General features: G+C 53.9%; 26 protein-coding genes and 1 pseudogene. 16 read left to right on the forward strand and 11 right to left on the reverse strand.

Features of this window, described 5'->3' with window-relative positions; genetic code table 11:
• Positions 1–110 precede the first annotated feature (110 nt).
• Positions 111–788, forward strand: a complete 678-nt coding sequence (locus tag ACWYRJ_RS11620) for a DUF2076 domain-containing protein (RefSeq protein WP_455507926.1) — start codon at positions 111–113, stop codon at positions 786–788.
• Positions 789–1,068: 280 nt separating this feature from the next.
• On the opposite strand, the gene ACWYRJ_RS11625 is transcribed toward ACWYRJ_RS11620, so the two are convergent.
• The 5 genes from ACWYRJ_RS11625 to ACWYRJ_RS11645 form a co-directional block, all read right to left on the reverse strand.
• Positions 1,069–1,785 carry an ABC transporter ATP-binding protein gene (locus ACWYRJ_RS11625; RefSeq protein WP_302235223.1) on the reverse strand — a complete coding sequence of 239 codons (717 nt, stop codon included), beginning with the start codon at positions 1,783–1,785 and terminating at the stop codon, positions 1,069–1,071.
• Positions 1,782–2,657 (reverse strand): ATP-binding cassette domain-containing protein, encoded by an 876-nt coding sequence (locus ACWYRJ_RS11630; protein ID WP_455507927.1) that lies wholly within the window; start codon positions 2,655–2,657, stop codon positions 1,782–1,784. The genes ACWYRJ_RS11625 and ACWYRJ_RS11630 overlap by 4 nt, the downstream gene beginning before the upstream one ends.
• Positions 2,654–3,928 (reverse strand): high-affinity branched-chain amino acid ABC transporter permease LivM, encoded by a 1,275-nt coding sequence (gene livM, locus ACWYRJ_RS11635; protein ID WP_455507936.1) that lies wholly within the window; start codon positions 3,926–3,928, stop codon positions 2,654–2,656. Before livM ends, ACWYRJ_RS11630 begins: the two co-directional genes overlap by 4 nt.
• Before the next feature lie 11 nt (positions 3,929–3,939).
• A complete protein-coding gene (locus ACWYRJ_RS11640) occupies positions 3,940–4,854 on the reverse strand; it encodes an ABC transporter permease subunit (protein WP_455507928.1) in 915 nt (304 codons plus the stop codon).
• A gap of 99 nt (positions 4,855–4,953) precedes the next feature.
• Positions 4,954–6,075, reverse strand: a complete 1,122-nt coding sequence (locus ACWYRJ_RS11645; RefSeq protein WP_008500398.1) for a branched-chain amino acid ABC transporter substrate-binding protein — start codon at positions 6,073–6,075, stop codon at positions 4,954–4,956.
• 425 nt (positions 6,076–6,500) lie between these two features.
• Here ACWYRJ_RS11645 and ACWYRJ_RS11650 point away from each other — a divergent pair, with 425 nt between their 5' ends.
• Entirely contained in the window at positions 6,501–7,169 is a 669-nt protein-coding gene (locus ACWYRJ_RS11650) for a YecA/YgfB family protein (protein ID WP_111964849.1), read from the forward strand.
• Between the two features lie 31 nt (positions 7,170–7,200).
• Here ACWYRJ_RS11650 and tyrP read toward each other — a convergent pair whose 3' ends face one another.
• Positions 7,201–8,412 (reverse strand): tyrosine transporter TyrP, encoded by a 1,212-nt coding sequence (gene tyrP, locus ACWYRJ_RS11655; protein ID WP_111964848.1) that lies wholly within the window; start codon positions 8,410–8,412, stop codon positions 7,201–7,203.
• A 229-nt stretch (positions 8,413–8,641) separates the two neighbouring features.
• On the opposite strand from tyrP, the gene ACWYRJ_RS11660 reads away from it, so the two are divergent.
• Complete coding sequence (locus ACWYRJ_RS11660) at positions 8,642–8,983, forward strand: hypothetical protein (RefSeq protein ID WP_111964847.1); 342 nt, start codon at positions 8,642–8,644, stop codon at positions 8,981–8,983.
• Positions 8,984–9,019: 36 nt separating this feature from the next.
• Here ACWYRJ_RS11660 and ftnA read toward each other — a convergent pair whose 3' ends face one another.
• Positions 9,020–9,517 carry a non-heme ferritin gene (gene ftnA / locus ACWYRJ_RS11665; RefSeq protein ID WP_111964846.1) on the reverse strand — a complete coding sequence of 166 codons (498 nt, stop codon included), beginning with the start codon at positions 9,515–9,517 and terminating at the stop codon, positions 9,020–9,022.
• A 204-nt stretch (positions 9,518–9,721) separates the two neighbouring features.
• Positions 9,722–10,060: a YecR family lipoprotein gene (gene yecR / locus ACWYRJ_RS11670; protein WP_111964844.1), complete on the reverse strand. Its 339-nt coding sequence runs from the start codon at positions 10,058–10,060 to the stop codon at positions 9,722–9,724.
• A gap of 234 nt (positions 10,061–10,294) precedes the next feature.
• Here yecR and azuC point away from each other — a divergent pair, with 234 nt between their 5' ends.
• Both azuC and ACWYRJ_RS11680 read left to right on the forward strand, forming a co-directional pair.
• Positions 10,295–10,378 carry a stress response protein AzuC gene (azuC, locus tag ACWYRJ_RS11675; RefSeq protein WP_014884364.1) on the forward strand — a complete coding sequence of 28 codons (84 nt, stop codon included), beginning with the start codon at positions 10,295–10,297 and terminating at the stop codon, positions 10,376–10,378.
• Positions 10,379–10,487: 109 nt separating this feature from the next.
• Positions 10,488–10,739, forward strand: a complete 252-nt coding sequence (locus ACWYRJ_RS11680) for a DUF2766 family protein (protein WP_008500405.1) — start codon at positions 10,488–10,490, stop codon at positions 10,737–10,739.
• Positions 10,740–10,781: 42 nt separating this feature from the next.
• On the opposite strand, the gene ACWYRJ_RS11685 is transcribed toward ACWYRJ_RS11680, so the two are convergent.
• Positions 10,782–12,125, reverse strand: coding sequence for an anaerobic C4-dicarboxylate transporter (locus tag ACWYRJ_RS11685; RefSeq protein ID WP_455507929.1), 1,344 nt, complete (start codon positions 12,123–12,125; stop codon positions 10,782–10,784).
• Between the two features lie 157 nt (positions 12,126–12,282).
• Positions 12,283–12,786: a non-heme ferritin-like protein gene (locus ACWYRJ_RS11690; RefSeq protein ID WP_111964842.1), complete on the reverse strand. Its 504-nt coding sequence runs from the start codon at positions 12,784–12,786 to the stop codon at positions 12,283–12,285.
• A 788-nt stretch (positions 12,787–13,574) separates the two neighbouring features.
• On the opposite strand from ACWYRJ_RS11690, the gene araF reads away from it, so the two are divergent.
• The 5 genes from araF (at position 13,575) to otsA (ending at position 19,529) form a co-directional block, all read left to right on the forward strand.
• Entirely contained in the window at positions 13,575–14,564 is a 990-nt protein-coding gene (araF, locus tag ACWYRJ_RS11695) for an arabinose ABC transporter substrate-binding protein AraF (RefSeq protein ID WP_003859687.1), read from the forward strand.
• Positions 14,565–14,635: 71 nt separating this feature from the next.
• On the forward strand, positions 14,636–16,150 hold the full coding sequence (gene araG / locus ACWYRJ_RS11700; protein ID WP_455507930.1) for an L-arabinose ABC transporter ATP-binding protein AraG: 1,515 nt from the start codon (positions 14,636–14,638) through the stop codon (positions 16,148–16,150).
• Between the two features lie 14 nt (positions 16,151–16,164).
• Positions 16,165–17,151 carry an L-arabinose ABC transporter permease AraH gene (gene araH, locus ACWYRJ_RS11705; protein ID WP_023312268.1) on the forward strand — a complete coding sequence of 329 codons (987 nt, stop codon included), beginning with the start codon at positions 16,165–16,167 and terminating at the stop codon, positions 17,149–17,151.
• Between the two features lie 175 nt (positions 17,152–17,326).
• The gene (gene otsB / locus ACWYRJ_RS11710) at positions 17,327–18,130 is read left to right on the forward strand and encodes a trehalose-phosphatase (protein ID WP_149366567.1); all 804 of its coding nucleotides are present in this window, start codon (positions 17,327–17,329) and stop codon (positions 18,128–18,130) included.
• Positions 18,105–19,529, forward strand: a complete 1,425-nt coding sequence (otsA, locus tag ACWYRJ_RS11715) for an alpha,alpha-trehalose-phosphate synthase (protein WP_111964839.1) — start codon at positions 18,105–18,107, stop codon at positions 19,527–19,529. The genes otsB and otsA overlap by 26 nt, the downstream gene beginning before the upstream one ends.
• Before the next feature lie 23 nt (positions 19,530–19,552).
• On the opposite strand, the pseudogene uspC reads toward otsA, so the two are convergent.
• Positions 19,553–19,975, reverse strand: a pseudogene (uspC, locus tag ACWYRJ_RS11720) (universal stress protein UspC); the annotation flags it as partial.
• A gap of 794 nt (positions 19,976–20,769) precedes the next feature.
• Between uspC and flhD the strand changes: the two are divergent.
• From flhD to cheW, 6 genes are all read left to right on the forward strand, one after another.
• On the forward strand, positions 20,770–21,120 hold the full coding sequence (gene flhD, locus ACWYRJ_RS11725; RefSeq protein ID WP_008500415.1) for a flagellar transcriptional regulator FlhD: 351 nt from the start codon (positions 20,770–20,772) through the stop codon (positions 21,118–21,120).
• 2 nt (positions 21,121–21,122) lie between these two features.
• Positions 21,123–21,701 (forward strand): flagellar transcriptional regulator FlhC, encoded by a 579-nt coding sequence (gene flhC, locus ACWYRJ_RS11730; protein ID WP_013096051.1) that lies wholly within the window; start codon positions 21,123–21,125, stop codon positions 21,699–21,701.
• 123 nt (positions 21,702–21,824) lie between these two features.
• The gene (gene motA / locus ACWYRJ_RS11735) at positions 21,825–22,712 is read left to right on the forward strand and encodes a flagellar motor stator protein MotA (RefSeq protein WP_008500417.1); all 888 of its coding nucleotides are present in this window, start codon (positions 21,825–21,827) and stop codon (positions 22,710–22,712) included.
• On the forward strand, positions 22,709–23,638 hold the full coding sequence (gene motB, locus ACWYRJ_RS11740) for a flagellar motor protein MotB (protein ID WP_109845187.1): 930 nt from the start codon (positions 22,709–22,711) through the stop codon (positions 23,636–23,638). The genes motA and motB overlap by 4 nt, the downstream gene beginning before the upstream one ends.
• A 4-nt stretch (positions 23,639–23,642) precedes the next feature.
• Positions 23,643–25,682 (forward strand): chemotaxis protein CheA, encoded by a 2,040-nt coding sequence (gene cheA, locus ACWYRJ_RS11745; RefSeq protein ID WP_111964837.1) that lies wholly within the window; start codon positions 23,643–23,645, stop codon positions 25,680–25,682.
• Positions 25,683–25,701: 19 nt separating this feature from the next.
• Positions 25,702–26,205 (forward strand): chemotaxis protein CheW, encoded by a 504-nt coding sequence (gene cheW / locus ACWYRJ_RS11750; protein ID WP_023312262.1) that lies wholly within the window; start codon positions 25,702–25,704, stop codon positions 26,203–26,205.
• Positions 26,206–26,254 lie beyond the last annotated feature (49 nt).

Genomic DNA, 26,254 nt, shown 5'->3' on the forward strand with positions numbered 1-26,254 from the left:
TTTCAGATAACCTGCAACCAATCTTAAACAAACATTTCACTGGTCAGACACAGGTTGCCGCCGCTGATAAACTGGTTGGTATCCACCCCGGAGAGCGGAAGGTTATTGTCATGCAATATGAAGAACAGCAGCTTATCAACGGCCTTTTCGAGCGTCTTAAACAGGCCGGACAACAAAACAGCCAACGGGATGCAGATGCGGAGCGTCAGATCGCTGAATTCGTCAGACAGCAGCCTGCGGCCCCCTACTATATGGCGCAATCGATTTTGATTCAGGAAGCGGCGCTGAAACGCCTGCAGTCCAGGGTTCAGGAGCTGGAAAGCGAATTAGCCGCGCAAAAAAGCAAACCCTCGACGGGCGGCAGTTTCCTCGGCGGCCTGTTTGGTGGCGGGAAAAGTAACCCGCAGCCTGACAACAGCTGGAATGCCCAGCCGCAACAGCCGCCGGCGCAGGATTACTCTCGGGCGCCAGCGCCGGCTACTCGCGGCGGCGGTTTTATGGCTGGCGCGCTCCAGACAGCGGCTGGCGTGGCCGGTGGCATCGCGCTGGCCGAGATGCTTACCAGCATGTTCCATCAGTCGCGGCCGGAAGAGATAGTGAACATCATCGAAGAACCGACAATACCCGTCGGTGGTGAACCGTTTGTCGGTAATCAATACGGCGACTTCAATAACGTCTCTGACACCCGTTTCCTCAACCAGAACGATCCGCTCGGCAATAATAACGACGCCTGGCTGAACGACGATGTAGATGACGACTACAGCAATGACGACGACAGTTTTATTTAACGACGTTATCGTGTGACCACCGAAATGAAGTGAACCCCGAAAGTTGGACATCCAACGATTAGGGGTTTTGCGTTTCCGGGTCAAAAGAATCCTTCGACGCTACCCCTGAAGGCTCATAAATTAGATTCGTTTTACTACTTTCCTTACTAGCAAACCTGTAAGAATTGCCGGAAGCAATCTAAATAAAGAGGCGATATCGACTAAGATATCCTCTAATTCTTCTATTCCGTATGTGCCGAAATGGTCCATCACTGTATAAGCGCATTAGGCAGGTATCAAATCACACCCCGCCCAAATACGCCTTCCTCACCTCCTGATTCCCCAGCAGCTCTTCACCGCTGCCGGTCAACCTGATCTGTCCGTTTACCATCACATACCCGCGGTCAGAGAGCTTCAGAGCGTGATGCGCATTTTGCTCCACCAGAAAAATGGTCATGCCGTTACGGGCCAGCTCGCGCAGGGTCTGGAAGATCTGTTTCACCACAATCGGCGCCAGACCGAGGCTCGGTTCATCCAGCAGCAGCAGCTTCGGACGGCTCATCAGCGCCCGGGCGATCGCCAGCATCTGCTGTTCGCCACCGGACATGGTCATCGCGCGCTGCTTGCGCCGCTCTTTCAGGCGAGGGAAAAGGTCAAACATGGTTTGCATATCTTCAGCCGCAAACTGGCTGCCGATGGGGATGGTCCCCATCAGCAGATTCTCTTCAACGGTCATATCCGGAAAAATTCGTCTGCCTTCCGGCGCCTGCGCAATGCCGCCGGACGCGACGTAGTGGGTGGATTGATGGCTGATGTCTTCACCACAGAACAGGATCTGCCCGCTGCGGATACGGGGTTGACCAAAGATGGACATCAGCAATGTCGATTTACCCGCGCCGTTTGCGCCAATCAGCGCCACGGTTTCCCCCTTATTCACCTCAAGAGAGACCTGCTTCAGCGCCTGAATGACGCCGTAAAACACATCCACTTCGCGAAAAGCCAGCAGCGGTTCGCTCATAGGGAGACCTCGCTTTCATCCGTGCCCAGGTAGGCGGCAATGACCTTTTCATCATGCTGGATCTGCTCGGGTTTCCCCCTGGCAATCACATCGCCGTGGTCGAGCACGATAATGTCGTCCGAAATTTCCATCACCATCCCCATATCATGCTCAATCAGCAATACCGTGATGTCATGATGATCCCGCAGAAAGCGAATAATGCTGCTTAGCTTATGCGTTTCAACCGGGTTCAGTCCGGCTGCGGGTTCATCCAGACAGAACATTTCCGGCCCGGTACACATTGCCCGCGCGATTTCCAGTCGCCGCTGCTGGCCGTAGGACATCTCTCCCGCCAGGCGATTGGCGCACTCCACCAGATCCACCACTTCCAGCCAGTAAAAGGCTCTATCCAGGGCGTCGCTTTCTGCCCGCCGGTAGGACGGCGTATTCAGGATCCCGGCAAGCAGATTGCGGTTAACGCGCATATGCTGCGCGACCAGCAGGTTTTCAACGACCGACATCTCACGAAAAAGACGGATATTTTGAAACGTGCGTGCCAGCCCGGCTCGGTTAACCAGATGCGTGCCGCCGAACATTTTGTAGAACAGACGCTGCCCGAACTGCGCGGGGTTAATCCAGTCGCCGGGCTGGAATTTTTGTCCGAGGACCTGAATGACGTTGGTCGTTTTATGGCGGGTATTAAATAAAATGTTGCCGCCGGAGGCTCTGTAGAAGCCCGTCAGGCAGTTAAACACAGTTGTTTTTCCCGCTCCGTTTGGCCCAATCAGGGCGGTAATGGAGCCACGCTTCACGTCCAGGTTGACGTCGTTTAGCGCTTTAATCCCGCCGAAGTGCATCATCAGATGTTCAACGCGCAGTATCGTTCCGTTCATGGTGCGACGCCCTTACGCACGGCAAACCCGTTGCGGTTGATGCGGATCAAACCGCGTGGACGCCAGATCATCATCACCACCATCAGCATGCCAAACAGCAGGACGCGGTACTCGGCAAAACTGCGCAGCAGTTCCGGCGTTACCGTGAGCACAAAGGCGGCCAGCACCACGCCAAGCGTAGAGCCCATACCGCCCAGCACCACAATGGCGAGGATCAGTGCCGATTCAAAGAAGGTAAACGAGGTAGGATTCACGAACCCCTGATAGGTGGCGAAGAACACCCCGGCAATGCCCGCGGTCGACGCGCCCAGCGTAAAGGCGGAAAGCTTAACCAGAACATGATTCAGCCCCATTGAGCGGCAGGCAATTTCGTCTTCACGCAGCGCTTCCCACGCCCGACCAATCGGCATTCGCGTCAGGCGGTGCTTAATGTAGAGCACCAGCATCACCACCAGGAACAGCACCGCGTAGATAAAAATAAACTTCATGTTCGGGTTGTAGGTCAGGTGGAAAAATTCGTGGAAGGGCACGCCGCCTTCTTTCGCGCGTCGTCCAAATTCCAGGCCGAAAAAAGTGGGGGGAGGGGCCGACACGCCGTTTGGGCCGCCGGTGAAGGTCAGCCAGTTGTTCAGTATCAGGCGAATAATCTCCCCGAACCCGAGGGTGACGATGGCCAGATAGTCACCGTGCATGCGCAGTACCGGGAAACCGAGCAGGGCGCCTGCGGCGGCGGCCATGATCGCCGCCAGCGGCAGCATGCTCCAGAAGCCTAAGCCGAGATACTGGTACCCCAGCGCCAGACCGTACGCCCCAATCGCGTAGAACGCGACATATCCCAGATCCAGCAGACCGGCCAGACCCACGACGATGTTCAGCCCCAGACCGAGAAGCACGTAGATCAGCCCGAGAATGGCGACGGTCAGCACATATTTAGTGGCAACAAACGGAAAGCAAATCGCAAGAGCAATCACCAGAGGAATAATCCAGCGCATGCGGCTTTTGTATTCCGGTGGCCGGACATATACGCCTGCGCTATCGGCTTCGAAGCGTGCCTGGAAACGGGCGCCCGCGGCGGTACCTAAAAAGGCGCTCAACAGAAAACGTCCGAGCATTACGGTGCCCACCATCCAGGCCAGGCGCTGCCCGGCGAAGGTAAAGCTGTACCCGTCCAGCACCACGCCCGCAATGGGGCCGAAGATAATCAGCGCAACCAGCCCGGAAAAGATCGCGTCCAACATGCAGCGTTTAAGTGAAAAGCCGTGTGATGTCATCATTCTCTCCTTCACACCTTGGCCACAACCGGGCGCCCGAGCAGTCCCTGGGGACGGAAAATAAGGATCATGACCAGCAGGCCGAACGAGAAGACGTCTTTATAGTCCGAGTTCACCATGCCCGAAAACTGGGCTTCCGCCACGCCCAGGATAAGGCCACCGAGCATGGCGCCAGGGAGGGAGCCGATGCCGCCGAGTACCGCCGCCGTAAAGGCTTTTATACCGATCACGAACCCGACGTAGAAATCAAAGGTGCCGTAGTTCATGGTGATCAGCACCCCCGCCAGGCCCGCCATCGCTGCGCCGATAACAAAGACAAGCGAAATAATCCGGTCGGTGTTAATCCCCAGAATGGAGGCCATCTTACGATCCTGCTGGACCGCGCGGCACATTCGCCCCAGCCGGGTACGATTGATTATCCAGGTGAGCACCAGCATGCCGGCAAACGAGGCCACCAGAATAAACACTTTGGTGTAGGTTATCTGCACGAACCCGTCGCCCAGATGCAGGCGAATCACGCCGTCCAGCATGGTCGGCACCCCTTGCTGGCGCGGGCCCTGGCTCAGCTGCGCGTAGTTTTGCAGGATAAGCGATATCCCGATGGCGGAGATCAGCGGTGCCAGGCGCGTGGAGTTGCGCAGCGGCTTATAGGCGATACGCTCGATGGTCCAGCCGTACACCCCGGTGACCACAATGGTGAACACCAGCGTGCCGAGGATCAGCAGCGGGAAGGACTGCAGGCCGAAGAATGAGAGCAGCGCCAGGCCAATGGCGCAGAGATAGGCGGAAATCATATACACTTCGCCGTGGGCGAAATTAATCATGCCGATAATGCCGTACACCATGGTGTAGCCGATGGCGATCAGGCCGTAGACGGAACCCAGCGTTAAGCCATTGATTAACTGTTGCAGGAAGAATGTACTCATCTTAGCGCGCTCGTTTTATAGGCTGCGCGAGCCGCGCAGCCTGATGTTTATTACGCGCCGACGGGCGAGCCCATCGACGTTGAGCGTGACTCCGTCCCGTTACTCCACTTCCTTATATTTTCCTTTGTCGTCCCACTGGTAAACCACGTAGTCAGAGACTTTCAGATCGCCTTTGCTGTCCCAGGCTTTTTTGCCCATCACCGTGTCAACGGAATTGGCCTTCAGCCACTCGCTGGCTTTGGCAGAGTCCTTGCCGCCGGTGGCCTTGAAGGCCGCGGCAATCGCCTGTACCGAGGCGTAGGAGTACAGGGTGTAACCTTCCGGCTCGAATTTACCGGCGCGGAATTTCTCGATTACCGCTTTGCCGTCCGGGATCAGGCGCGGATCTTTACCGAAGGTCATGTAAATGCCATTGGTATATTGCGGGCCGCCCGCCGCGGTCACCATCTCTTCGTTGACGATACAGTCCCCGGAGAAGAATTTCGCCTGCACGCCCTGCTCACGCATCTGGCGAACCAGCGGGCCGGCTTCCGGATGACAGCCCCCGAAGAACACGACGTCCGGTTTTTGCGCGCCGATCTTGGTGACCAGCGCGTTAAAGTCTTTTTCACCGCGGGATAACCCTTCGTACATCACATCCTGAACCCCGCGTTTCGCCAGCGCCGCTTTGGTGGCGTCAGCCAGACCCTGACCATAGGTGTCTTTGTCGTGAATAATCACCACGCGCTTGGCTTTCAGCTTGTCGATGATGAAGTCGCTGGCAACCTGGCCCTGCTGGTCGTCGCGGCCGCACATGCGGAACATGTCGCTCATACCGCGTTCGGTAATCAGCGGGTTAGTGGAGCCGGGGGTAATCGCAATAATGCCCGCGTCGCTATACACCTCGGAGGCGGGCATGGTGGAAGAGGAGCAGAAATGGCCGACCACGGCGTTGACTTTATCCTGGTCAACTAAACGGTTAGCGACGGCCACGGCCTGCTTGGGCTCGCAGGCATCATCCCCCTGAACCAGTTTGATCTTCTCGCCGTTAATGCCGCCTGCGGCATTAATGTCTTCAGCGGCCTGCGTTGCGCCGTGCCAGTACTGATCGCCATAGGTGGCATTCGGACCCGTGAACGGCCCGGCCACGCCAATCACAATATCTGCCCGGGCGGAAAACGCCGTCACCAGGCAACCGGCCAACACAAGAGAAAGAGGAGTTCTGATAAATTTCAGCGACATTATAATGTTCCTTAGCAAAGAGGTTTTTGCACCACGGTGTAAACCCGAACGCCCGACGGCGCAGCCAATCCGAAACACGAGCAAGAACAAAATGCACTAAACGAACAAGATACAGACGGCATCCTGCATATTACGGCGAGATTTCCCTGCGCAGAGACGCGCGAAGAACGTTAAGCAAAAACGTTGCCAGAATGGCTAACCCATTGACGGGCATGTGACATGTTTGAGTATAGAGCGCCGCGTTATGCCGCCTTAGGGGAGGAGAAGAAATTACAGCGGAGATCACATATCGTTAACAATAAAGCCCATAAGTTGTGCAAAGGTCACGGTTTGCACGTTTTTGCAGCAATAAAGACCTAAACTTCACCCCGGAGAGGGGTGAGATATGTGTTAGGATCGTTTCCTTTTTTGCAGGAGTATCAGCGATGACTGAAGGCCCATTGAATGAAAGCGAAATGGCGTGGCTTGAAGAGACGTTAATGTCTTACGGTCATGATGACGCGTCCGTGATTGACGTGTCCGAACTGGACGGCATGCTTACCGCAGTGCTTTCCGGTCCTGTTGTCGTTGAGCCAGATGCCTGGCTGGTGGCGGTGTGGGGGGGCGAGAAGTACATTCCGCGCTGGAAAAACGATCGTGAGATGAACCGTTTTATCGATCTCTGCTTTAAGCACATGAACGATATTGCCGAGCGTCTGAGCGAATACCCGGATCAGTTCGAACCGATGTTTGGCTATAACGACGTGGACGGCGAGAGCTATACCGTGGTGGAAGAGTGGTGCTATGGCTACATGCGCGGCGTGGCGCTGACGGACTGGTCTGCCTTGCCGGAAGCCCTGAAGGCCGATCTTGATGTGATTGCGCTGCACGGGACGGAAGAGAACAGCGAAAAGCTGGATGAACTGTCCGAAGAAGAATATATCGCAAGCATCGAGAGCATCCAGCCTGCGGCACTGCGCCTGTATAATTACTGGGTAAACAACCCGCAGCAGCCGGAAGCGAAGAAGCCGATTGTGAACGGCACGAAAGTCGGGCGTAACGATCCGTGTCCTTGCGGCAGCGGGAAGAAGTTTAAGAGCTGCTGTTTGCACTGATAAAAAAGGGGCTGATGACAGCCCCTTTTATTCAACCCACTTCCGGCAGCATCCCTGCTGCAATCAACACCTGCACCAGAATAATCACCACCCCGCAGCCAAACACAACGCACAGCAGCGGTTTTCCCCCCGCCACGCGGTACCCCTGCTGAGAGTGCTGCTGACGGCTTTTCCATGCCAGCAGGGAGGGGAGGAGGAGGGCAAGGATCGAGAGCGCTACCCCTGCGTACCCCAGCGCCATCACAAACCCGCGTGGGTAAAACAGCGCGAACGCCAGCGGCGGCAGGAAGGTGATTGCGCCCGTCTGTAACCGTCCCGCGGCGGTATTACGACGCTGGAACAGGTCGGCCAGGTAATCAAACAGGCCGAGCGCCACGCCCAGGAACGAGGTTGCCAGCGCCAGGTCGGCAAACAGGTGTACCGCCAGCTCAACGTGCGGGGAGGTGACGACCTCGCGCAGGGCGAGCAGAAAACCGTTCAGGCCAGCGTGTTGCGCCATGAGCCCAATAAAGGTTGAAGAGTCAATGCTGCCCAGCGTTACCAACTGCCAGAAAATATAGGCGATCAGCGGGATCGCGCTGCCGATAACAAAAACGCGGCGCAGCTTGCGGATATCGCCGTTCATATAGCTGACGATGCTCGGCACGCTGCCGTGGAAGCCAAACGAGGTGAAAATGACCGGGATAGCGGAGAGCGCCAGACCTTTTTCCAGCGGCAGCGTAAGCAGGTTGACCTTGTGCACGTGCGGGGCCAGCAGCACCAGCATGATAATGAGGAAGAGAATTTTGGCGCTGAACAGAAAGCGGTTAAACAGATCGACCAGCGACGTTCCCACGCAGACCACGCCGCCGCCGATGAGTGCAAAGAAGATGGCGCCCGTTGCAGGGGTAATGTCAGAGCCAAACCAGTCGTTGACGCTGGAGGCAATCAATTCCCCAGCGCCGCTAATGTAAGCGGCGGTCAGGGCGTACATCAGGAACATCATGCTAAAGCCGGTTATCCACTGGCCGTAGCGTCCCAGATAGCGCGCCGCAAGCGAACCCAGACCGGTGTCAGCGGGCACGTGCTGGTAAACCTCAAGCAGCAGCAGGGCGGTGTAACACATCAGCGCCCAGAGCGTTCCCAGCAGCAGCAGGGTCATGCCAAATCCCACGCCCGCGGCCGCCAGTGGCATTGCCAGCATTCCTGCGCCAATCGTCGTTCCGGCGACGATAAAAATACTTCCCAGGGTTCTGTTTTTCACGCTTTCCTCTACAACGATGCTTAACCGCGACAAAATCTGCGGCGCAGAGTAAGGGAAAAGCCGTAGTTCGTCAAATCACCGTTACAACTAGTGTAATGAATGGTTTACGAAATGATGACCCTCTGATCCTTTATAGGCCTCTGCCTACTTCATAAGGGCAATGTTGCTGCGCGACGTTCCGGCGTAACGTAAACAATAAGTATAAATTATCAAATTAAGTGAGGGTTTTATGGCAGGTGAGAATCCTTTTACCGCGGCGTGGAGTCGGGGAGGTAACCTGTTGTGCCATGGCCACTGGATAATCAGCTGGCAGAACCAGCCCCTGAATCTTCCCGAGTCCCGTTGCGAAAAGGATATGGGCACCTGGGGGATCTATTCGGTTATCGATCCTGAAGATGAAACCTTTGCGCAAGGCTTACAGGAAGATGAGTGGATAATCGAGAATGTCGACTGGTTAACGGATATGTTCTTCGAGGTGGGTATTCCGCTCGAGACGGCCAGCTACCGCTATTTTTACCAGGCCGTGAATCCCCACGACTGGCGCTGCACCAGCTGTGCGGGGTGTATGTAAATTAACGCGGTGCCGGAAACCGACACCGCGCTGATATTAATTCTGCGTATCAAGCGTGGAAAGTTCTTTATCAATAAAGTAAAGACCTTCGCCAGATTTCCCCACCAGAGATAATTTATCCAGCACGGATTTAAACAGCTTCTCTTCTTCGTGTTGTTCAGCGACGTACCACTGCAGGAAATTAAAGGTTGGATAATCCTGGCTGGTCATCGCAGCATGAACCAGTTCGTTAATTTTCTGGGTGATCAGCTGCTCGTGCTCGTAGGTGGCGCGGAACAGTTCATCGAGAGAATTATACTCAGCAAACGGTGAGGCCACGGTGTCAATGCGCGGCAGGCTGCCCGTATCTGTCAGATAATCAAACAGACGCTGCATGTGGGTCATCTCTTCCTGAGCGTGACGACGCAGAAACGCGGCCGCACCTTCGAAGCTGTGGTAGCTGCACCAGGCGCTCATCTGCTGGTAGAGCAGGGATGAAAAAAGCTCAAGATTCATTTGTGCGTTGAGCTTGTCGATCATTTCAGTTTTCAGCATGTTGACGCTCCGGATTATTATTTCTGGTCCACAATGAGCGACACTATAATTTGTTATTTAATTATTTGCAAAACGTAAAATTATTATTTTATTTATTCAAAATACGAATGGGAATAAAACGCATTGGCGATTTTTATAATGTATTAATGAGAATTATTTTTGTTCATAATGAAATAAACTGCCAGCACACGCTGGCAGCTTCGATTAATACCACGGATTATTTGACTTAGGATTAACGGCGTAACCCATACATTTGTACTGGATAGTCACGCTCTCGTTCAGGCACAGAGAACCGCTTGTCAGGGTACAGGTTTTAATGGGCTGACCATAGGCTGAGGCGGTGGCATACCCCATGCTCTGACACGCTTTTGCCGCCGTGCCGTTATTCACATACTCATCGGAATACGCATTTTGCAGCGCTGCCTGGCCGTAGTCGAGGCGGACGATGCCGTTCGGCGCGTCGAGGCTGCTGACTTCAGCCTGGCGGTTAATACTGCACCCCGCGAGCAGCAGGAGTGTGCCGGCTACAATGACTCTTTTCATGGTTCGCTCTGAGTGGATGGAAATACGTTATCGTACCCGCAGATGTCCGCTGCAATGCCTGGAATAGCCGGACAATCTGCCCTCACTCTTTGCAACGGGTCCGGGATGAACGCTGTCAGGCCACACGCTAAGAAAATTGTGATGTGAATCACAAAAATATTGATTTTTGAGACAATGGTCATATTATAGGCGCATTGACAATAAAGTTGTATAACAAGTTAATGGAGCCTCATCGTGAAACTGCGCAAAATCCTGAAAAGCATGTGGGCCAATTACTGCCGCACGTTCAAAGACGTGCCGCCGGGCGCCATGTTCTGATAAAAAAACCTGCTTCGGCAGGTTTTTTTATACCTGCAGGCGTTGAAGGGAAGATGTCAGGGGGCGTGTTTTGGTACTATGGCGGCCTTTAAATAAGGAGAAAGCCCCCATGTCACAAAACCTGAGCGCCGATCAGGAACTTGTCTCTGACGTTGTCGCCTGTCAGCTGGTTATCAAACAAATCCTTGATGTTCTGGACGTGATTGCGCCGGTCGAAGTGCGCGAGAAGATGTCTACCCAGCTCAAAAACATCGATTTCGCCAGCCATCCTGCTGCCGCAGATCCGGTAACGCTTCGTGCGATCCAGAAAGCCATCGCGCTGATCGAACTGCGATTCACGCCGCAGGGTGAATCCCACTAAAGCAGGGAAATGGGCGACGGTACGTGTCGCCCTTTGATGCTGTCAGAAGAACGTCTGGACCAGCAGGTAGCTCGCCGCGCACGCGCAGCTCACGCCAATCAGCCCTGGCAAAATGAAGCTGTGGTTGATGATAAATTTCCCGATGCGGGTCGTGCCTGACCGGTCAAAACCGATGCAGGCCAAATCACTTGGATAGGTTGGCAGCACAAAATAGCCGTATGATGCCGGGAAAAAGGCGATCAGCATTTTCGGGTCGATGCCCAGCATGAGGCCCATAGGCGCAACGGCCGTCAGCGCCGCCGCCTGGCTGTTCACCAGTTTCGACACCAGAAACAGTACAATGGCATACGTCCACGGGTGGCTTTTCACCACGCCTTCCAGCGCCAGCTTTAACTCCTCGAGATGTGCCTGAAAATAGGTATCGCTCATCCACGCCACGCCGAACACAGAGAAGATCGCGACCATACCGGCTTTGAATACCGCGCCGTTGGAAATGGCCGACGCATTAACCTTGCAGGCCATCAGCATCACCGCGCCCGCAATTAACATCATCATCTGAATGACAAGGTTCATCGACAGCGCCGTCATTTTGCCTTTCACTTCAAAGGCGGGGCGTAGTTCAGGGAATGCACCCAACAGAACGACCACGGCAATACCGGCAAAGAAAATCCACGTGGACCAGTAGGCCTGTTTAGGAAAACGTTGATTCATTAACGTCTCCGTTCCGCCGTAGATAAATTCGCGCTGCTTAGGATCTTTCAGCTTTTCCTGAAACTCCATGTCGTCTGCCAAATCTTTCCCACGGCGTAAGCTCCACAGGGCCGCAATGGCCACGCCAAAAAGTGAAGCGGGAACCGAGACGGCGAGTATTTCCAGGATCCCCCACGCGTGGCCGATCCCATGCTGGGCTGCGAGGATGGACACCAGCGACACAACGGCCACGGAAACGGGGGAAGCCGTGATCGCCATCTGCGACGCGACCGATGCCACGGCCATAGGACGCTCCGGGCGGATCCCTTTCTTCAGGGCGATATCCGCAATGATGGGGAACATCGTGTAGACCACATGCCCGGTGCCGCACAGAAAGGTCAGCATCCAGGTGGTGAAAGGGGCGAGCAGGGTGATGTGCTGCGGGTGTTTGCGCAGAAGACGTTCAGCAAACTGCATCATGACGTTGAGACCACCCGCCGTTTGCAGGGTAGCGGCACAGCCAATCACCGCAAGGATGGTCAGCATAACGTCAACCGGCGGTTTACCCGGCTGCAGACCAAAGACAAAACATAAAATAAAAAGACCAATACCGCTGATTAACCCAAGCCCCATTCCGCCGAAACGCGTACCCGTCAGCAGGCAGAGGAGAATGACAACAAACTCAATGGTGATCATGATGCTCCCTCGTCAATGATTATGTAACTAAATAAATCATCACACGTTGTGTGGTTAATCATTGGGAGCCAGATCTGATTTGTTAAATTTCAGCAAAAGCAGAAGGTTGGAGAGGGGAAGGGAGCCTGCTCCTCCGGATGGGAGCAGGCCAAAAAACTCAGTGGTGCTGCACCGCCACGATGTCGAGCAGATGACGGTCGGTTTGCTCAGGACATAAACCCGCCTGCTGCGCATTATGGATCTCATCCGCCAGCGTCTTCAGCAGAAGGCCATCCTGCTGCTGCTCTTTATCCATATCGCGTAAGAATCTGAGCGTCGTAATGTCCTGCTGCGCTTTGGCTTCATCGGCCAGTTTGCTGAGGGTGCTGCAGCGTTGTTCATACTCTTCAAGCGTTTTCTGAAACAGTTCTTCCAGGCAAGAGTAGTTCTCGTTGATCCCATCAAGAGCTTTAACGACAGGATTTGCCCCTGCGGCTTTCAGGAAGTTAAAGACACGCATCATATGAGTGACGTTACTTTGCGCCTGAGAGCGAAAGAATGTGGCAGATCCCGTGAGGCTATTCTCGGCACACCATGCACTTAAGTGAAGGTGCAGATTCGAGGCGTAGAACTCAAGGTTCATCTGCGCGTTAAGTTTTTGCATCATCGTTTGGGTAGCCATACTCATATCCTTATTGACTGTGGGACGTGATGTCCGTTGCTTAACCTGAGCGCCAGGCAAATATGAAGAAAAGAGCAGAAATACACATTCTGCCGTGACCGAAGTCGACCGAAATACACTTCCTGTGTTCGATATAAATAAGCATACCCTTGTCTGTGGTCTAAGAAAACTCTTAATTAGGCTGTGTTTACCATACATTACAAAGCTTAATATAGTACAGAAAAGCAATTAGCTCGACATGAAGTGAGTGCTTTTTAAGTGTCTAAATATTAAGGTTTTTTACTGAGGTGACACACTGTTACTCTTTCGAAAATATTAAGTTGGAATAATGCTCCGTGAAAAAGAGAAATACGGCTTAATCGTTTCGAATATATGATGTGCCAATAAAATTGCGCTAAATCAAATTCTGCGGAATAACGTTTTCCCTGGTGCGTTATACATTCTTGATAAAACAGCATGTGAACCCGTTTAATGCCAGGCGCCGTTTTGCCCGCTGAGGAGCATCAGGGATATCTTAGCTAATCTTATGGATAATTCTGCTTAACCCCCTTCCATTTGTCTGACAAATCCTGCCTTTTTTATGTCATTTTTCGCTGAATTTATGTACGCAATTACTGTAATTCTGCGGTGTGATGGGGCTCTCTTATGGATGATTAATTTCCCGCTAAAACTATCACCAGCAATAACGCTTATGACGAGGTAAGCGCTAATGCCTTGTTTTAAGTCCGATTAAATTAGAAGCACGCACATATTCCCTACAGAAAAGAATGCTAAAGCTGGAGTTTACCATGCACAAATTTACTAAAGCGCTGGCGGCCATCGGTCTGGCTGCCGTTATGTCACAATCCGCTATCGCTGAGAATTTAAAACTCGGTTTTTTGGTAAAACAGCCCGAAGAGCCCTGGTTCCAGACTGAGTGGAAATTCGCAGATAAAGCCGGGAAAGATTTAGGTTTTGAAGTCATTAAAATCGCCGTGCCTGACGGCGAAAAAACCCTGAACGCCATCGACAGCCTTGCGGCCAGCGGTGCAAAAGGTTTCGTTATCTGTACCCCTGATCCAAAGCTGGGATCGGCGATTGCGGCGAAGGCGCGCGGTTACGACATGAAGGTCATCGCGGTTGACGATCAGTTCGTCAACGCTAAAGGCAAGCCGATGGATACCGTCCCGCTGGTCATGATGGCGGCGACAAAAATTGGCGAACGCCAGGGCCAGGAGCTCTATAAAGAGATGCAAAAGCGCGGCTGGGATGTCAAAGAGACCGCGGTGATGGCTATCACGGCTGACGAGCTGGACACCGCACGTCGTCGTACTACCGGTTCAATGGATGCGCTAAAAGCAGCCGGCTTCCCGGAAAAACAGATCTATAAGGTCCCAACCAAATCCAACGATATCCCAGGCGCTTTCGACGCCGCGAACTCTATGCTCGTCCAGCATCCGGAGGTCAAACACTGGCTGGTGGTCGGCATGAACGACAACACCGTGCTGGGCGGGGTACGCGCGACGGAAGGCCAGGGCTTCAAAGCGCCTGACGTGATCGGGATTGGCATCAACGGCGTTGACGCCGTCAGCGAGCTGTCCAAAGCGCAGGCTACCGGTTTCTACGGTTCTCTGCTGCCAAGCCCGGACGTTCACGGCTACAAATCCAGTGAGATGCTCTACAACTGGGTCACCAAAGGGGCCGAACCGCCGAAATTTACCGAAGTGACCGACGTGGTGCTGATCACCCGCGACAACTTCAAAGAGGAGCTGGCGAAAAAAGGACTGGGCGGTAAGTAATACGCTGTGATTGCGCCCCTCATACATCGTGAGGGGCCAGACGTGCACACTACAGGAATCACGGAGACGTTATGCGACAGTCTGATCCGTATCTCTCTTTTCGCGGCATCGGGAAAACCTTCCCCGGTGTTAACGCGCTGACCGATATCAGCTTCGACTGCTATGCCGGCCAGGTTCACGCCCTGATGGGGGAAAACGGCGCGGGTAAATCCACGCTGTTGAAGATCCTCAGCGGCAACTACGCGCCCACGACCGGCACGCTGGCCATTCGCGGCGAAGAGGTGGCGTTTGCCGATACCACGGCGGCGCTCAATGCAGGGGTTGCCATTATCTATCAGGAGCTGCACCTCATCCCTGAGATGACCGTGGCGGAAAATATCTATCTAGGACAGCTCCCGCATAAAGGCGGCGTGGTGAATCGTTCGCTACTTAATTATGAGGCGGGGCTGCAGCTTAAACACCTGGGTCTGGACGTCGATCCCCAGACGCCGCTGAAATATCTCTCCATCGGCCAGTGGCAGATGGTTGAAATTGCCAAGGCGCTGGCGCGTAACGCCAGAATTATTGCCTTTGATGAACCCACCAGTTCGCTCTCTAAGCGTGAAATCGAAAATCTGTTCCGCGTGATCCGCGAATTGCGTCAGGAAGGCCGTACGATCCTGTACGTTTCGCACCGAATGGAAGAGATTTTTGCCCTGAGCGATGCCATCACCGTGTTTAAAGATGGACGCTATGTGCGCACCTTTACCGACATGGCGCAGGTGAACCATGACCAGCTGGTTCAGGCAATGGTCGGACGCGAGCTGGGTGACATCTATCACTGGCAGCCGCGCCAGTACGGTCCGGAACGCCTGCGCCTGGATAGCGTAAAAGCACCGGGCGTCAGAACGCCGATTTCGTTATCGGTTCGTAGCGGCGAAATCGTCGGCCTGTTTGGTCTGGTGGGCGCGGGGCGTAGTGAATTAATGAAAGGCTTGTTCGGCGGCACTCGTATTACCGATGGGCAGGTCTCCATTGACGGCGAGCGGATAGATATTCAGAAACCGGCCCACGCGATCAGGGCGGGCATGATGCTCTGCCCGGAGGACCGTAAAGCAGAGGGGATCATTCCGGTGCATTCGGTACGCGACAACATCAATATTTCCGCTCGCCGCAAGTTTATTCGCGCAGGCTGCCTGATAAACGAAAGCTGGGAGTCGAGCAACGCCGACCACCATATTCGCTCGCTGAATATCAAAACGCCGGGTCCGGAACAGCTGATCATGAATCTTTCCGGCGGAAATCAGCAGAAAGCCATTTTAGGCCGCTGGCTGTCAGAGGATATGAAGGTGATTTTGCTGGACGAGCCGACGCGCGGTATCGATGTGGGGGCAAAACACGAGATCTATAACGTGATCTATGAACTGGCAAAACGCGGCGTGGCGGTGCTCTTCGCCTCCAGCGATCTGCCGGAGGTGCTTGGCGTGGCCGACCGCATTGTGGTGATGCGTGAAGGCGAAATTGCCGGTGAATTACTTCATGAACAGGCGAATGAACAACAGGCGTTGAATCTCGCCATGCCTAAAGTCAGCCAGGCTGTCGCCTGAGTAAGGAGTTAATGATGTCCTCTGTTACTACATCCGGGGCGCCGAAATCGAAATCGGCGCTGAGTTTTGGGCGTATCTGGGATCAGTACGGCATGCTGGTCGTCTTTGCCGCGCTGTTCCTCGCCTGTGCTATTTTCGTCCCTAATTTTGCCACCTTCATTAATATGAAGGGGCTGGGGCTGGCTATTTCCATGTCCGGGATGGTGGCCTGCGGTATGCTGTTCTGTCTGGCCTCCGGCGATTTTGACCTGTCGGTGGCGTCGGTGATTGCCTGTGCGGGCGTCACGACGGCCGTGGTAATCAACATGACGGAGAGCCTGTGGATTGGCGTCCTGGCCGGACTGCTGCTCGGCGTCATCAGCGGTCTGGTGAACGGTTTTGTTATCGCTCGCCTGAAGATTAACGCCCTGATAACCACGCTTGCGACAATGCAAATTGTCCGCGGGCTGGCCTATATCATCTCCGACGGTAAAGCCGTGGGGATTGAAGACGAGCGCTTCTTTACCCTGGGTTACGCCAACTGGCTGGGTCTGCCCGCGCCTATCTGGCTGACCGTGGCCTGCCTGATCCTGTTCGGCTTCCTGCTTAACCGGACCACCTTTGGCCGTAACACGCTGGCGATTGGCGGTAACGAAGAGGCCGCTCGTCTGGCAGGGGTGCCGGTGGTGCGAACCAAGATTATTATCTTTGTGCTCTCAGGGCTGGTTTCTGCCGCCGCGGGGATTATTCTGGCTTCGCGTATGACTAGCGGCCAGCCGATGACCTCTATCGGTTATGAGCTGATCGTCATTTCAGCCTGCGTTTTAGGGGGCGTTTCCCTCAAGGGCGGCATCGGAAAAATCTCATATGTTGTGGCCGGTATCCTGATTTTAGGCACGGTGGAGAACGCCATGAACCTGCTGAATATTTCGCCGTTCTCTCAGTACGTGGTACGTGGCCTGATCCTGCTGGCAGCGGTGATTTTCGACCGTTACAAGCAAAAAGCGAAGCGTACCGTGTAACCCTTTTCCCGTCTTTTATTGCTCAACTTATAACCATAGTTGACCCCTGAACCGCCCCGCCAGTAAAACTGGCGGGGCGGTTGTCAAATGGCGAGCCACGTCACACTGTCTATACTTACATGGCTATGAAAGAGGTAAAGGCGTTTACCTCTCGTAAACCGTAAGGAGGAAAAGGGTGGCTGACATGTTAACCGCACCGCCTGTACTGCCCGGACATTATGCTTTCTTTTTTGATCTCGACGGCACGCTCGCCGGGATAAAACCGCACCCCGATCAGGTGTCTATTCCGGAGGCGGTGTTACAGAATTTGCATCAGCTCTCGCTCATGAACGAGGGAGCACTGGCATTGATATCAGGGCGCTCAATGGCCGAGCTGGATATGCTCGCCAGTCCTTACCACTTTCCGCTGGCCGGTGTACACGGAGCGGAGCGCCGCGACATCCATGATCACACGCATATCGTTTCACTCCCCGACGCACTCACGCAAACGCTGCATAAGCAGCTCTCTGCAGCGCTGGCCGTACTGCCCGGCACCGAGCTGGAAGCCAAAGGCATGGCCTTTGCCCTGCATTATCGTCAGGCGCCGCAGCACGAAGATGCCGTGCTCGCGCTTGCTCATACGGTTGCGGATGCGCATCCACAGCTGGCGCTGCAGCCGGGCAAATGCGTAGTCGAGTTAAAACCGAAGGGGATTAATAAAGGTGCAGCCATCGCCGCATTTATGGCGGAGGCACCATTTAAGGGCCGGACGCCTGTTTTCTTAGGGGATGACCTGACCGATGAGGCCGGGTTTCGCGTGGTGAATCAGGCCGGAGGTATCGCCGTCAAGGTGGGGCCTGGTGACACCGTTGCCGAATGGCGACTGGCGGATGTCGCCAGCGTCTGGCAGTGGATATCTGACATCGCTAACCAGCAACAACAACAAATAGCGCAAAGCAAAGGGGGAAACTATTATGGGTCGCTTAGTCGTCGTCTCTAACCGAATCGCACCGCCTGATGACAAAAAAGCCAGTGCAGGTGGCCTGGCGGTAGGGGTGTTAGGTGCCTTGAAAGCCGCTGGCGGGCTGTGGTTTGGCTGGAGTGGGGAAATCAGTGAAGAAGAGAAGCCGCTTAAAAAGGTGACGCGCGGTAACATTACGTGGGCTTCATTTGCATTAAAAGAGAAAGACTATGACGAGTATTACTCGCAGTTCTCGAATGCCGTCCTGTGGCCTGCGTTTCACTATCGTCTTGACCTGGTCAAATTCCAGCGTGAATCCTTCGAAGGCTACGCGCGCGTGAATGCGCTGCTGGCGGATAAACTGCTGCCTTTAATAGAAGAAGACGATATTTTATGGATCCACGATTATCACCTGCTGCCCTTCGCGAGAGAGCTGCGAAAGAGGGGGGTGAATAACCGGATTGGCTTCTTCCTGCACATTCCTTTTCCGACGCCGGAAATTTTTACCGCGCTGCCGCCGCATGAAGAGCTGCTGGAGGCGCTGTGTGATTACGATTTGCTGGGCTTTCAGACCGAAAATGACCGCCTGGCATTCCTTGACTCCGTGTCAGGGAAAGCCCGTCTGGTGACAAAAGGCGGGAAAACTCACACGGCCTGGGGGAAAACCTTCCACACCGAGGTGTATCCAATAGGAATTGAACCAGACGAGATCGCGGAGCAGGCCTCCGGTCCGCTGCCGCCGAAGCTTGCGCAGCTTAAGAATGAACTTAAGCACGTGAAAAATATCTTCTCGGTTGAGCGCCTTGATTATTCCAAAGGGCTGCCGGAACGCTTCCTGGCGTATGAAACGCTGCTGGATAAATATCCGCAGCATCACGGTAAAATCCGCTATACCCAGATCGCGCCGACGTCGCGCGGTGAGGTTCAGGCCTATCAGGATATTCGCCACCAGCTGGAAACAGAGGCAGGGCGCATTAATGGCCGCTACGGGCAGCTGGGCTGGACGCCGCTCTTTTACCTGAATCAGCATTTTGATCGTAAGATCCTGATGAAGGTTTTCCGCTATGCGGACGTTGGGCTGGTCACGCCGCTGCGCGACGGGATGAACCTGGTGGCGAAAGAGTATGTGGCGGCCCAGGATCCTGCCGACCCGGGTGTTCTGGTGCTTTCCCAGTTTGCCGGGGCTGCAAATGAGCTCACGTCTGCGCTTATTGTTAATCCTTACGACAGGGATGACGTGGCTAACGCGCTGAATCGTGCCCTGACAATGCCGCTCACGGAACGTATTTCCCGCCATGCCGACATGATGGAGACGATCCGGAAGAACGACATTAACCACTGGCAGGCGCGTTTTATTCAGGATCTCCGGGATATCGCCCCGCAAAGCCATGAAGGCGATCTGCAAAAAAAGATCGCGACCTTCCCTAAACTTGCCTGATTTTCCGCTGGGGGGTTAATTACCCCCCCAAGCGGCACTAACAGCACATCGACCTGGCTTGATGCGACAATAGATTTCGCCGCGCAGGCTGCGCGCGAAAAAAAGCTGTGGTTATGATTCCCGCAAATCACTAAATCAATATTTTGTTTGCGACACATGTCGAGAATATGGGCGTTAAGCTCCCCGGTCGCAATAATTGTCTCATAAATCGGATATTGTGCTTTTTCCACTAATTCACGCATAAATTGCTGCGTTTCTTCCTGAAGAACCTCACGAATATCCTCCAGCATGGGGGCGGCCAGCTGATTATACATCTCAGGCTCTGCGGCCAGTGTAACAAGGCTGATGCGGGCATTGTGGGGCCTGGCAATGGAAACGGCTCTGGCGACGAGTTGATGACTTTCGGGGGAAACTGCTACGGAAACAAGAAGATGGGAGTAACTCATGGCGCACTCCTTAGATGTCTGAAAGACAGCGTTTAACCACCTTTACCGCGAAATCTCCACTTCTGCAAGAGCTGAATACGACATTAGTGTGAAGCTTATCATAATTATTCATTAATTATTCTTATAAGAAGAATAACTGAAAAATGTGTCTAAATGAAAAAAAATTAACAACTTAACGTAAATCACACAAATTCGCGCTTTCACTGTTAAATCGTTTTGATGCGTTACAAACTCATTTCGAATGATCACGTCCTGAAACATCTTTTTTGTACTTCCTGCATAACTATATGTTTTTTCACGGTAAGAAAAATGTTTACCGAAGAGGGGGTTGTTGTAAATGTTTCAGCGTGTCGCTTAAGGCAGGAAAAGCACGCTGTATGCCAGTTTGGATCACCCGTCTGCATGAGTATTCGTCAATTAAGAATACAAAACAGTACTGATTGGCGAAATATTGAACAAATTACAAGTCATACTGATGGATTTATGGGTAATATTCACTTAAATTGTGTGACGCAGATCACATTTTTTTAAATTTGAGGGTAGCTGGATTGTATGTGGCAAAACTGACGAGTAGAGTTTGCGTCGAATTAGGAAAAATCTTAGTTATTTGTAAGAAATGATAAATCATGTAAGAGACGCATTCGCGGTTTCTCTCTTACGGTTTCAGTGAATACAAACCTAAATTCAACTATGCATTTAGCCTTTTCTTTTTTATACCGGGTGATTTCCCGGCGACATCACGGGGTGCGGTCTTTCCGCATAAAAATAATAGTTGGTTATTCGGGATGGGAACAATGCATACATCCGAGTTGCTAAAACATATCTATGACATCAATTTGTCGTATTTACTGCTCGCGCAGCGTTTGATTAGTCAGGACAAGGCGTCCGCGATGTTTCGTCTGGGTATTAACGAAGAAATGGCAACCATGCTGGGCGGCTTAACCCTCCCGCAGATGGTTAAACTGGCTGAAACGAATCAACTGGTTTGCCAGTTCCGTTTCGATGATTCACAGACAATAACGCGTCTGACGCAGGAGTCCCGTGTGGACGATCTTCAACAGATCCATACCGGTATTCTTCTCTCCACTCGCTTGCTTAACGAAATCAGCCAGCCTGATGACGTAGCCCGTAAGAAAAGGGCCTAGCAATGAGCGAGAAAAGCATTGTTCAGGAAGCGCGTGACATACAGTTGGCCATGGAGCTGATTACACTGGGTGCTCGTTTACAAATGCTGGAAAGCGAGACTCAGCTGAGCCGTGGTCGTCTCATCAAACTGTACAAAGAGTTACGTGGTAGTCCCCCGCCGAAAGGCATGCTGCCGTTTTCTACCGACTGGTTTATGACGTGGGAGCAGAATATTCACGCTTCCATGTTCTGTAATGCCTGGCAGTATCTTCTCAAAACCGGTTTGTGTAGCGGCGTTGACGCCGTGATCAAAGCGTACAAACTTTACCTTGAACAATGCCCACAGCAGGAAGAAGGCCCTCTGCTGGCGCTGACCCGCGCATGGACGCTGGTGCGTTTTGTTGAGAGCGGAATGCTTGAGCTGTCGCGCTGCAACTGCTGCGATGGCAATTTTATTACCCATGCTCATCAACCTGCAGGCAGCTTCGCCTGTAGTTTATGTCAGCCTCCATCCCGCGCAGTAAAAAGACGTAAACTTTCCCGGGATGCTGCCGATATTATTCCACAACTGCTGGATGAACAGATCGAACAGGCTGTTTAACCCGAACGTGTGGGAAAGATTCCAGCAGCGGTAAGCAATTACCGCTGCTTTTTTTTACCCCGCAATCGGTCAACGCTGCGAGCTGGACATCCTTGCCATAGTCACTAGCGGAAGGATGATGTCGTGCTTATCTTATTAGGTTACCTGGTAGTTCTCGGTACAGTTTTCGGCGGTTACATGATGACCGGCGGGCACCTTGGAGCACTCTATCAACCGGCTGAACTTATTATCATCGGCGGCGCAGGGGTAGGGGCTTTTATCGTTGGTAACAACGGTAAATCGATCAAGGGCACGCTGAAAGCAATTCCGTTGCTGTTCCGTCGCTCGAAATACACGAAAAGCATGTATATGGATCTGCTGGCACTGCTCTATCGCCTGATGGCGAAGTCGCGTCAGCAGGGCATGTTCTCGCTTGAACGGGATATCGAAAACCCGAAAGAGAGCGAAATTTTTGCCAGCTATCCCCGTATTCTTGCTGACGCGATGATGCTGGATTTCATCGTCGACTATCTGCGACTGATCATCAGCGGCAACATGAATACCTTCGAAATCGAAGCGCTGATGGACGAAGAGATCGAAACCCACGAAAGCGAATCAGAAGTGCCGGCCAATAGCCTGGCGCTGGTGGGCGACTCGCTTCCTGCATTCGGTATCGTTGCAGCGGTGATGGGGGTGGTTCACGCCCTGGCCTCGGCAGACCGTCCGGCAGCCGAGCTCGGTGCGCTGATTGCCCACGCGATGGTGGGAACCTTCCTCGGTATTTTGCTGGCGTACGGCTTCATCTCTCCGCTGGCAAGCGTTCTGCGCCAGAAGAGCGCCGAAACCACCAAAATGATGCAGTGCGTGAAGATTACGCTGCTCTCTAACCTCAACGGTTACGCGCCACCGATCGCGGTTGAGTTTGGCCGTAAAACGCTTTACTCCAGCGAGCGTCCGTCGTTTATCGAGCTTGAAGAACACGTGCGTGCGGTGAAAAACCCAAACCAACAGACGACAACTGAGGACGCATGAAAAACCAGTCCCATCCGATCGTCATCGTAAAAAAACGCAAGCACAAGGGCGGCGGGCATGGCGCACACGGCTCGTGGAAAATTGCGTACGCCGACTTTATGACGGCAATGATGGCGTTCTTTCTGGTGATGTGGCTGATCTCCATCTCCAGCCCAAAAGAACTGATCCAGATTGCCGAATATTTCCGCACGCCGCTGGCAACGGCGGTAGCCGGCGGGCCGCGTATCTCTAACAGCGACAGCCCGATCCCCGGCGGCGGCGATGATTACACCCAGCAGAAGGGTGAGGTTAAAAAAGAGCCGAACATCGACGAGCTGAAAAGAAAGATGGAGCAGGCGCGCCTGAAGAAACTGCGTGGCGATCTCGATCAGCTGATTGAAGCAGATCCGAAACTGCGCGCGCTGCGCCCGCATCTGAAGATCGACCTGGTGCAGGAAGGGCTGCGTATTCAGATTATCGACAGCCAGAACCGCCCAATGTTTAAAACCGGGAGTGCGGAAGTCGAACCGTATATGCGCGACATTCTGCGTGCCATTGCACCGGTGCTGAACGGCATTCCTAACCGAATCAGCCTGTCAGGACACACGGATGATTTCCCGTACGCCAGTGGGGAGAAGGGATACAGCAACTGGGAGCTTTCTGCCGATCGTGCCAACGCCTCGCGTCGCGAGTTGGTGGTAGGTGGGCTTGATGATGGCAAGGTACTGCGCGTAGTCGGCATGGCCGCAACCATGCGCGTTTCCGACCGCGGGCCGGATGATGCCATCAACCGTCGTATCAGTCTTTTAGTGCTGAACCAGCAGGCGGAGCAGGCCATCCTGCATGAAAACGCCGAAAGTCAGAATGAGTCACTGGACGATTTAAAACAGCCTGGGGCCGTTCCTTCGGCTGCCGTTCCAACATCGCCACCAGCCAATCCGAGGTGATAGCGTGAGCATGGATATTAGCGATTTTTACCAGACATTCTTTGATGAAGCCGACGAATTGTTGGCCGATATGGAGCAACACTTGCTCGATTTGGTGCCCGAAGCACCGGACTCCGAGCAGCTCAATGCCATCTTCCGTGCGGCGCACTCTATTAAAGGCGGAGCCGGAACGTTTGGATTTACCATCCTGCAGGAAACGACCCATTTAATGGAAAACCTGCTTGATGAAGCACGACGCGGTGAGATGCAGCTCAATACCGACATTATCAACCTGTTTTTGGAAACCAAAGATATTATGCAGGAACAGCTCGACGCCTATAAAAGTTCGGCAGAGCCTGATGCCGCCAGCTTTGAATACATCTGCAATGCGCTGCGCCAGCTCGCCCTGGAAGCAAAAGGTGAGGTCGCTGCAGCCGTTGTCCCTGCGGCGAAACTGAGCGTTGTCGATGCGGTTGCTGTCGATGAGGCCGCGCCAGCCGCTGCACAGACGGGAAAACTGCGCGTTGTGCTGTCACGCCTCAAAGAGAATGAAGTTAACCTGCTGGAAGAAGAGCTGGGCAACCTGGCGAAGTTAAGCAACGTGGTAAAAGGCAAAGACAGCCTGGCCGCGACGCTTGATGACGGTATTGGCCAGGACGATATCGTAGCGGTGTTGTGCTTCGTGATTGAAGCTGACCAGATTGCCTTCGAAACCGAAACTGCTGCGGTTGACGCCCCTGCCGCTGCGGAAGAGGTGGCTGTTGTGGCTCAGGCTGCCGCACCGGCTGTGGCACCTGCGGCCCCGGCGCTGAAGGCCGTACCAAAAGAGGCTGCGGCACCAGGTGGACGTGGTGAGAAACCTGCCGCTCGCTCCAGCGAGTCAACCAGTATCCGCGTTGCCGTTGAGAAGGTTGACCAGCTGATTAACCTGGTTGGCGAACTGGTGATCACCCAGTCGATGCTGGCGCAACGTTCTAACGAACTGGATCCGGTCACGCACGGCGACCTGATTACCAGCATGGGTCAGCTGCAGCGTAACGCCCGCGACCTGCAGGAATCGGTCATGTCCATCCGTATGATGCCGATGGAATATGTCTTCAGCCGCTTCCCGCGTCTGGTCCGCGATCTTGCCAGCAAGCTGAACAAACAAATTGAACTGACCCTGATGGGCAGCTCAACCGAACTGGATAAGAGCCTGATCGAGCGCATTATTGACCCTTTAACGCACCTGGTGCGTAACAGCCTCGACCACGGGATCGAACTGCCGGAAAACCGCATTGCCGCCGGTAAATCCCCGGTCGGCAACCTGATCCTCTCTGCGGAACACCAGGGCGGAAACATCTGCATCGAAGTGACCGACGACGGCGCGGGTCTTAACCGCGAGCGCATCCTGGCAAAAGCGATTTCGCAGGGGATGGCGGTCAATGAAAACATGACCGACGAAGAAGTGGGCATGCTGATCTTCGCGCCGGGCTTCTCTACCGCGGAGCAGGTGACCGACGTCTCCGGACGCGGTGTTGGCATGGACGTGGTGAAACGTAACATCCAGGAGATGGGCGGCCACGTTGAGATCCAGTCTAAACAGGGTTCCGGCACCACCATTCGCATCCTACTGCCGCTGACGCTGGCGATCCTCGACGGCATGTCCGTTAAAGTGGCGGACGAAGTCTTTATCCTGCCGCTGAACGCCGTGATGGAATCCCTGCAGCCGCGTGAAGAAGATCTGCATCCGCTGGCGGGCGGCGAGCGCGTCCTCGAAGTGCGCGGTGAGTACCTGCCGCTGGTGGAACTGTGGAAAGTGTTCGAAGTGGACGGGGCGAAGACCGAGGCCACGCAGGGCATCGTTGTGATCCTGCAAAGCGCGGGGCGCCGCTACGCGCTGCTGGTCGATCAGCTGATTGGTCAGCACCAGGTGGTGGTGAAGAACCTCGAAAGCAACTACCGCAAAGTGCCGGGTATTTCTGCCGCCACCATTCTGGGTGATGGTAGCGTGGCGCTGATCGTCGACGTGTCGGCGCTTCAGGGATTAAATCGTGAACAACGTGTGGCGTACACAGCCGCCTGATTAAGTAGAAGGTAATAACATGACCGGTATGAGTAATGTAACGAAACTGGCGGGCGAGCCATCAGGGCAGGAATTCCTGGTATTCACTTTAGGCGATGAGGAGTACGGCATCGATATCCTTAAAGTGCAGGAAATCCGTGGTTACGACCAGGTTACCCGCATCGCTAACACGCCTGCGTTTATTAAAGGTGTCACCAACCTGCGTGGCGTCATTGTGCCAATCGTGGACCTGCGCGTGAAGTTCAGCCAGGGCGACGTTGACTACGACGACAACACCGTGGTGATCGTTCTGAATCTGGGGCAGCGCGTGGTAGGTATCGTGGTGGATGGCGTATCTGATGTGCTTTCCCTGACCTCTGACCAAATTCGTCCTGCACCGGAGTTTGCGGTCACGCTGTCGACCGAATATCTGACCGGACTGGGCGCGCTCGGCGAGCGTATGCTGATTCTGGTGAACATTGAGAAGCTGCTGAACAGCGATGAGATGGCGCTGCTGGACATCGCCGCGAGTCACGTCGCGTAAGTAAATGCAAAACGGCAACCGAGGTTGCCGTTTTTTGTATTTGCTCCCT

The sequence above is a fragment of the Enterobacter sp. genome (assembly GCF_977039595.1).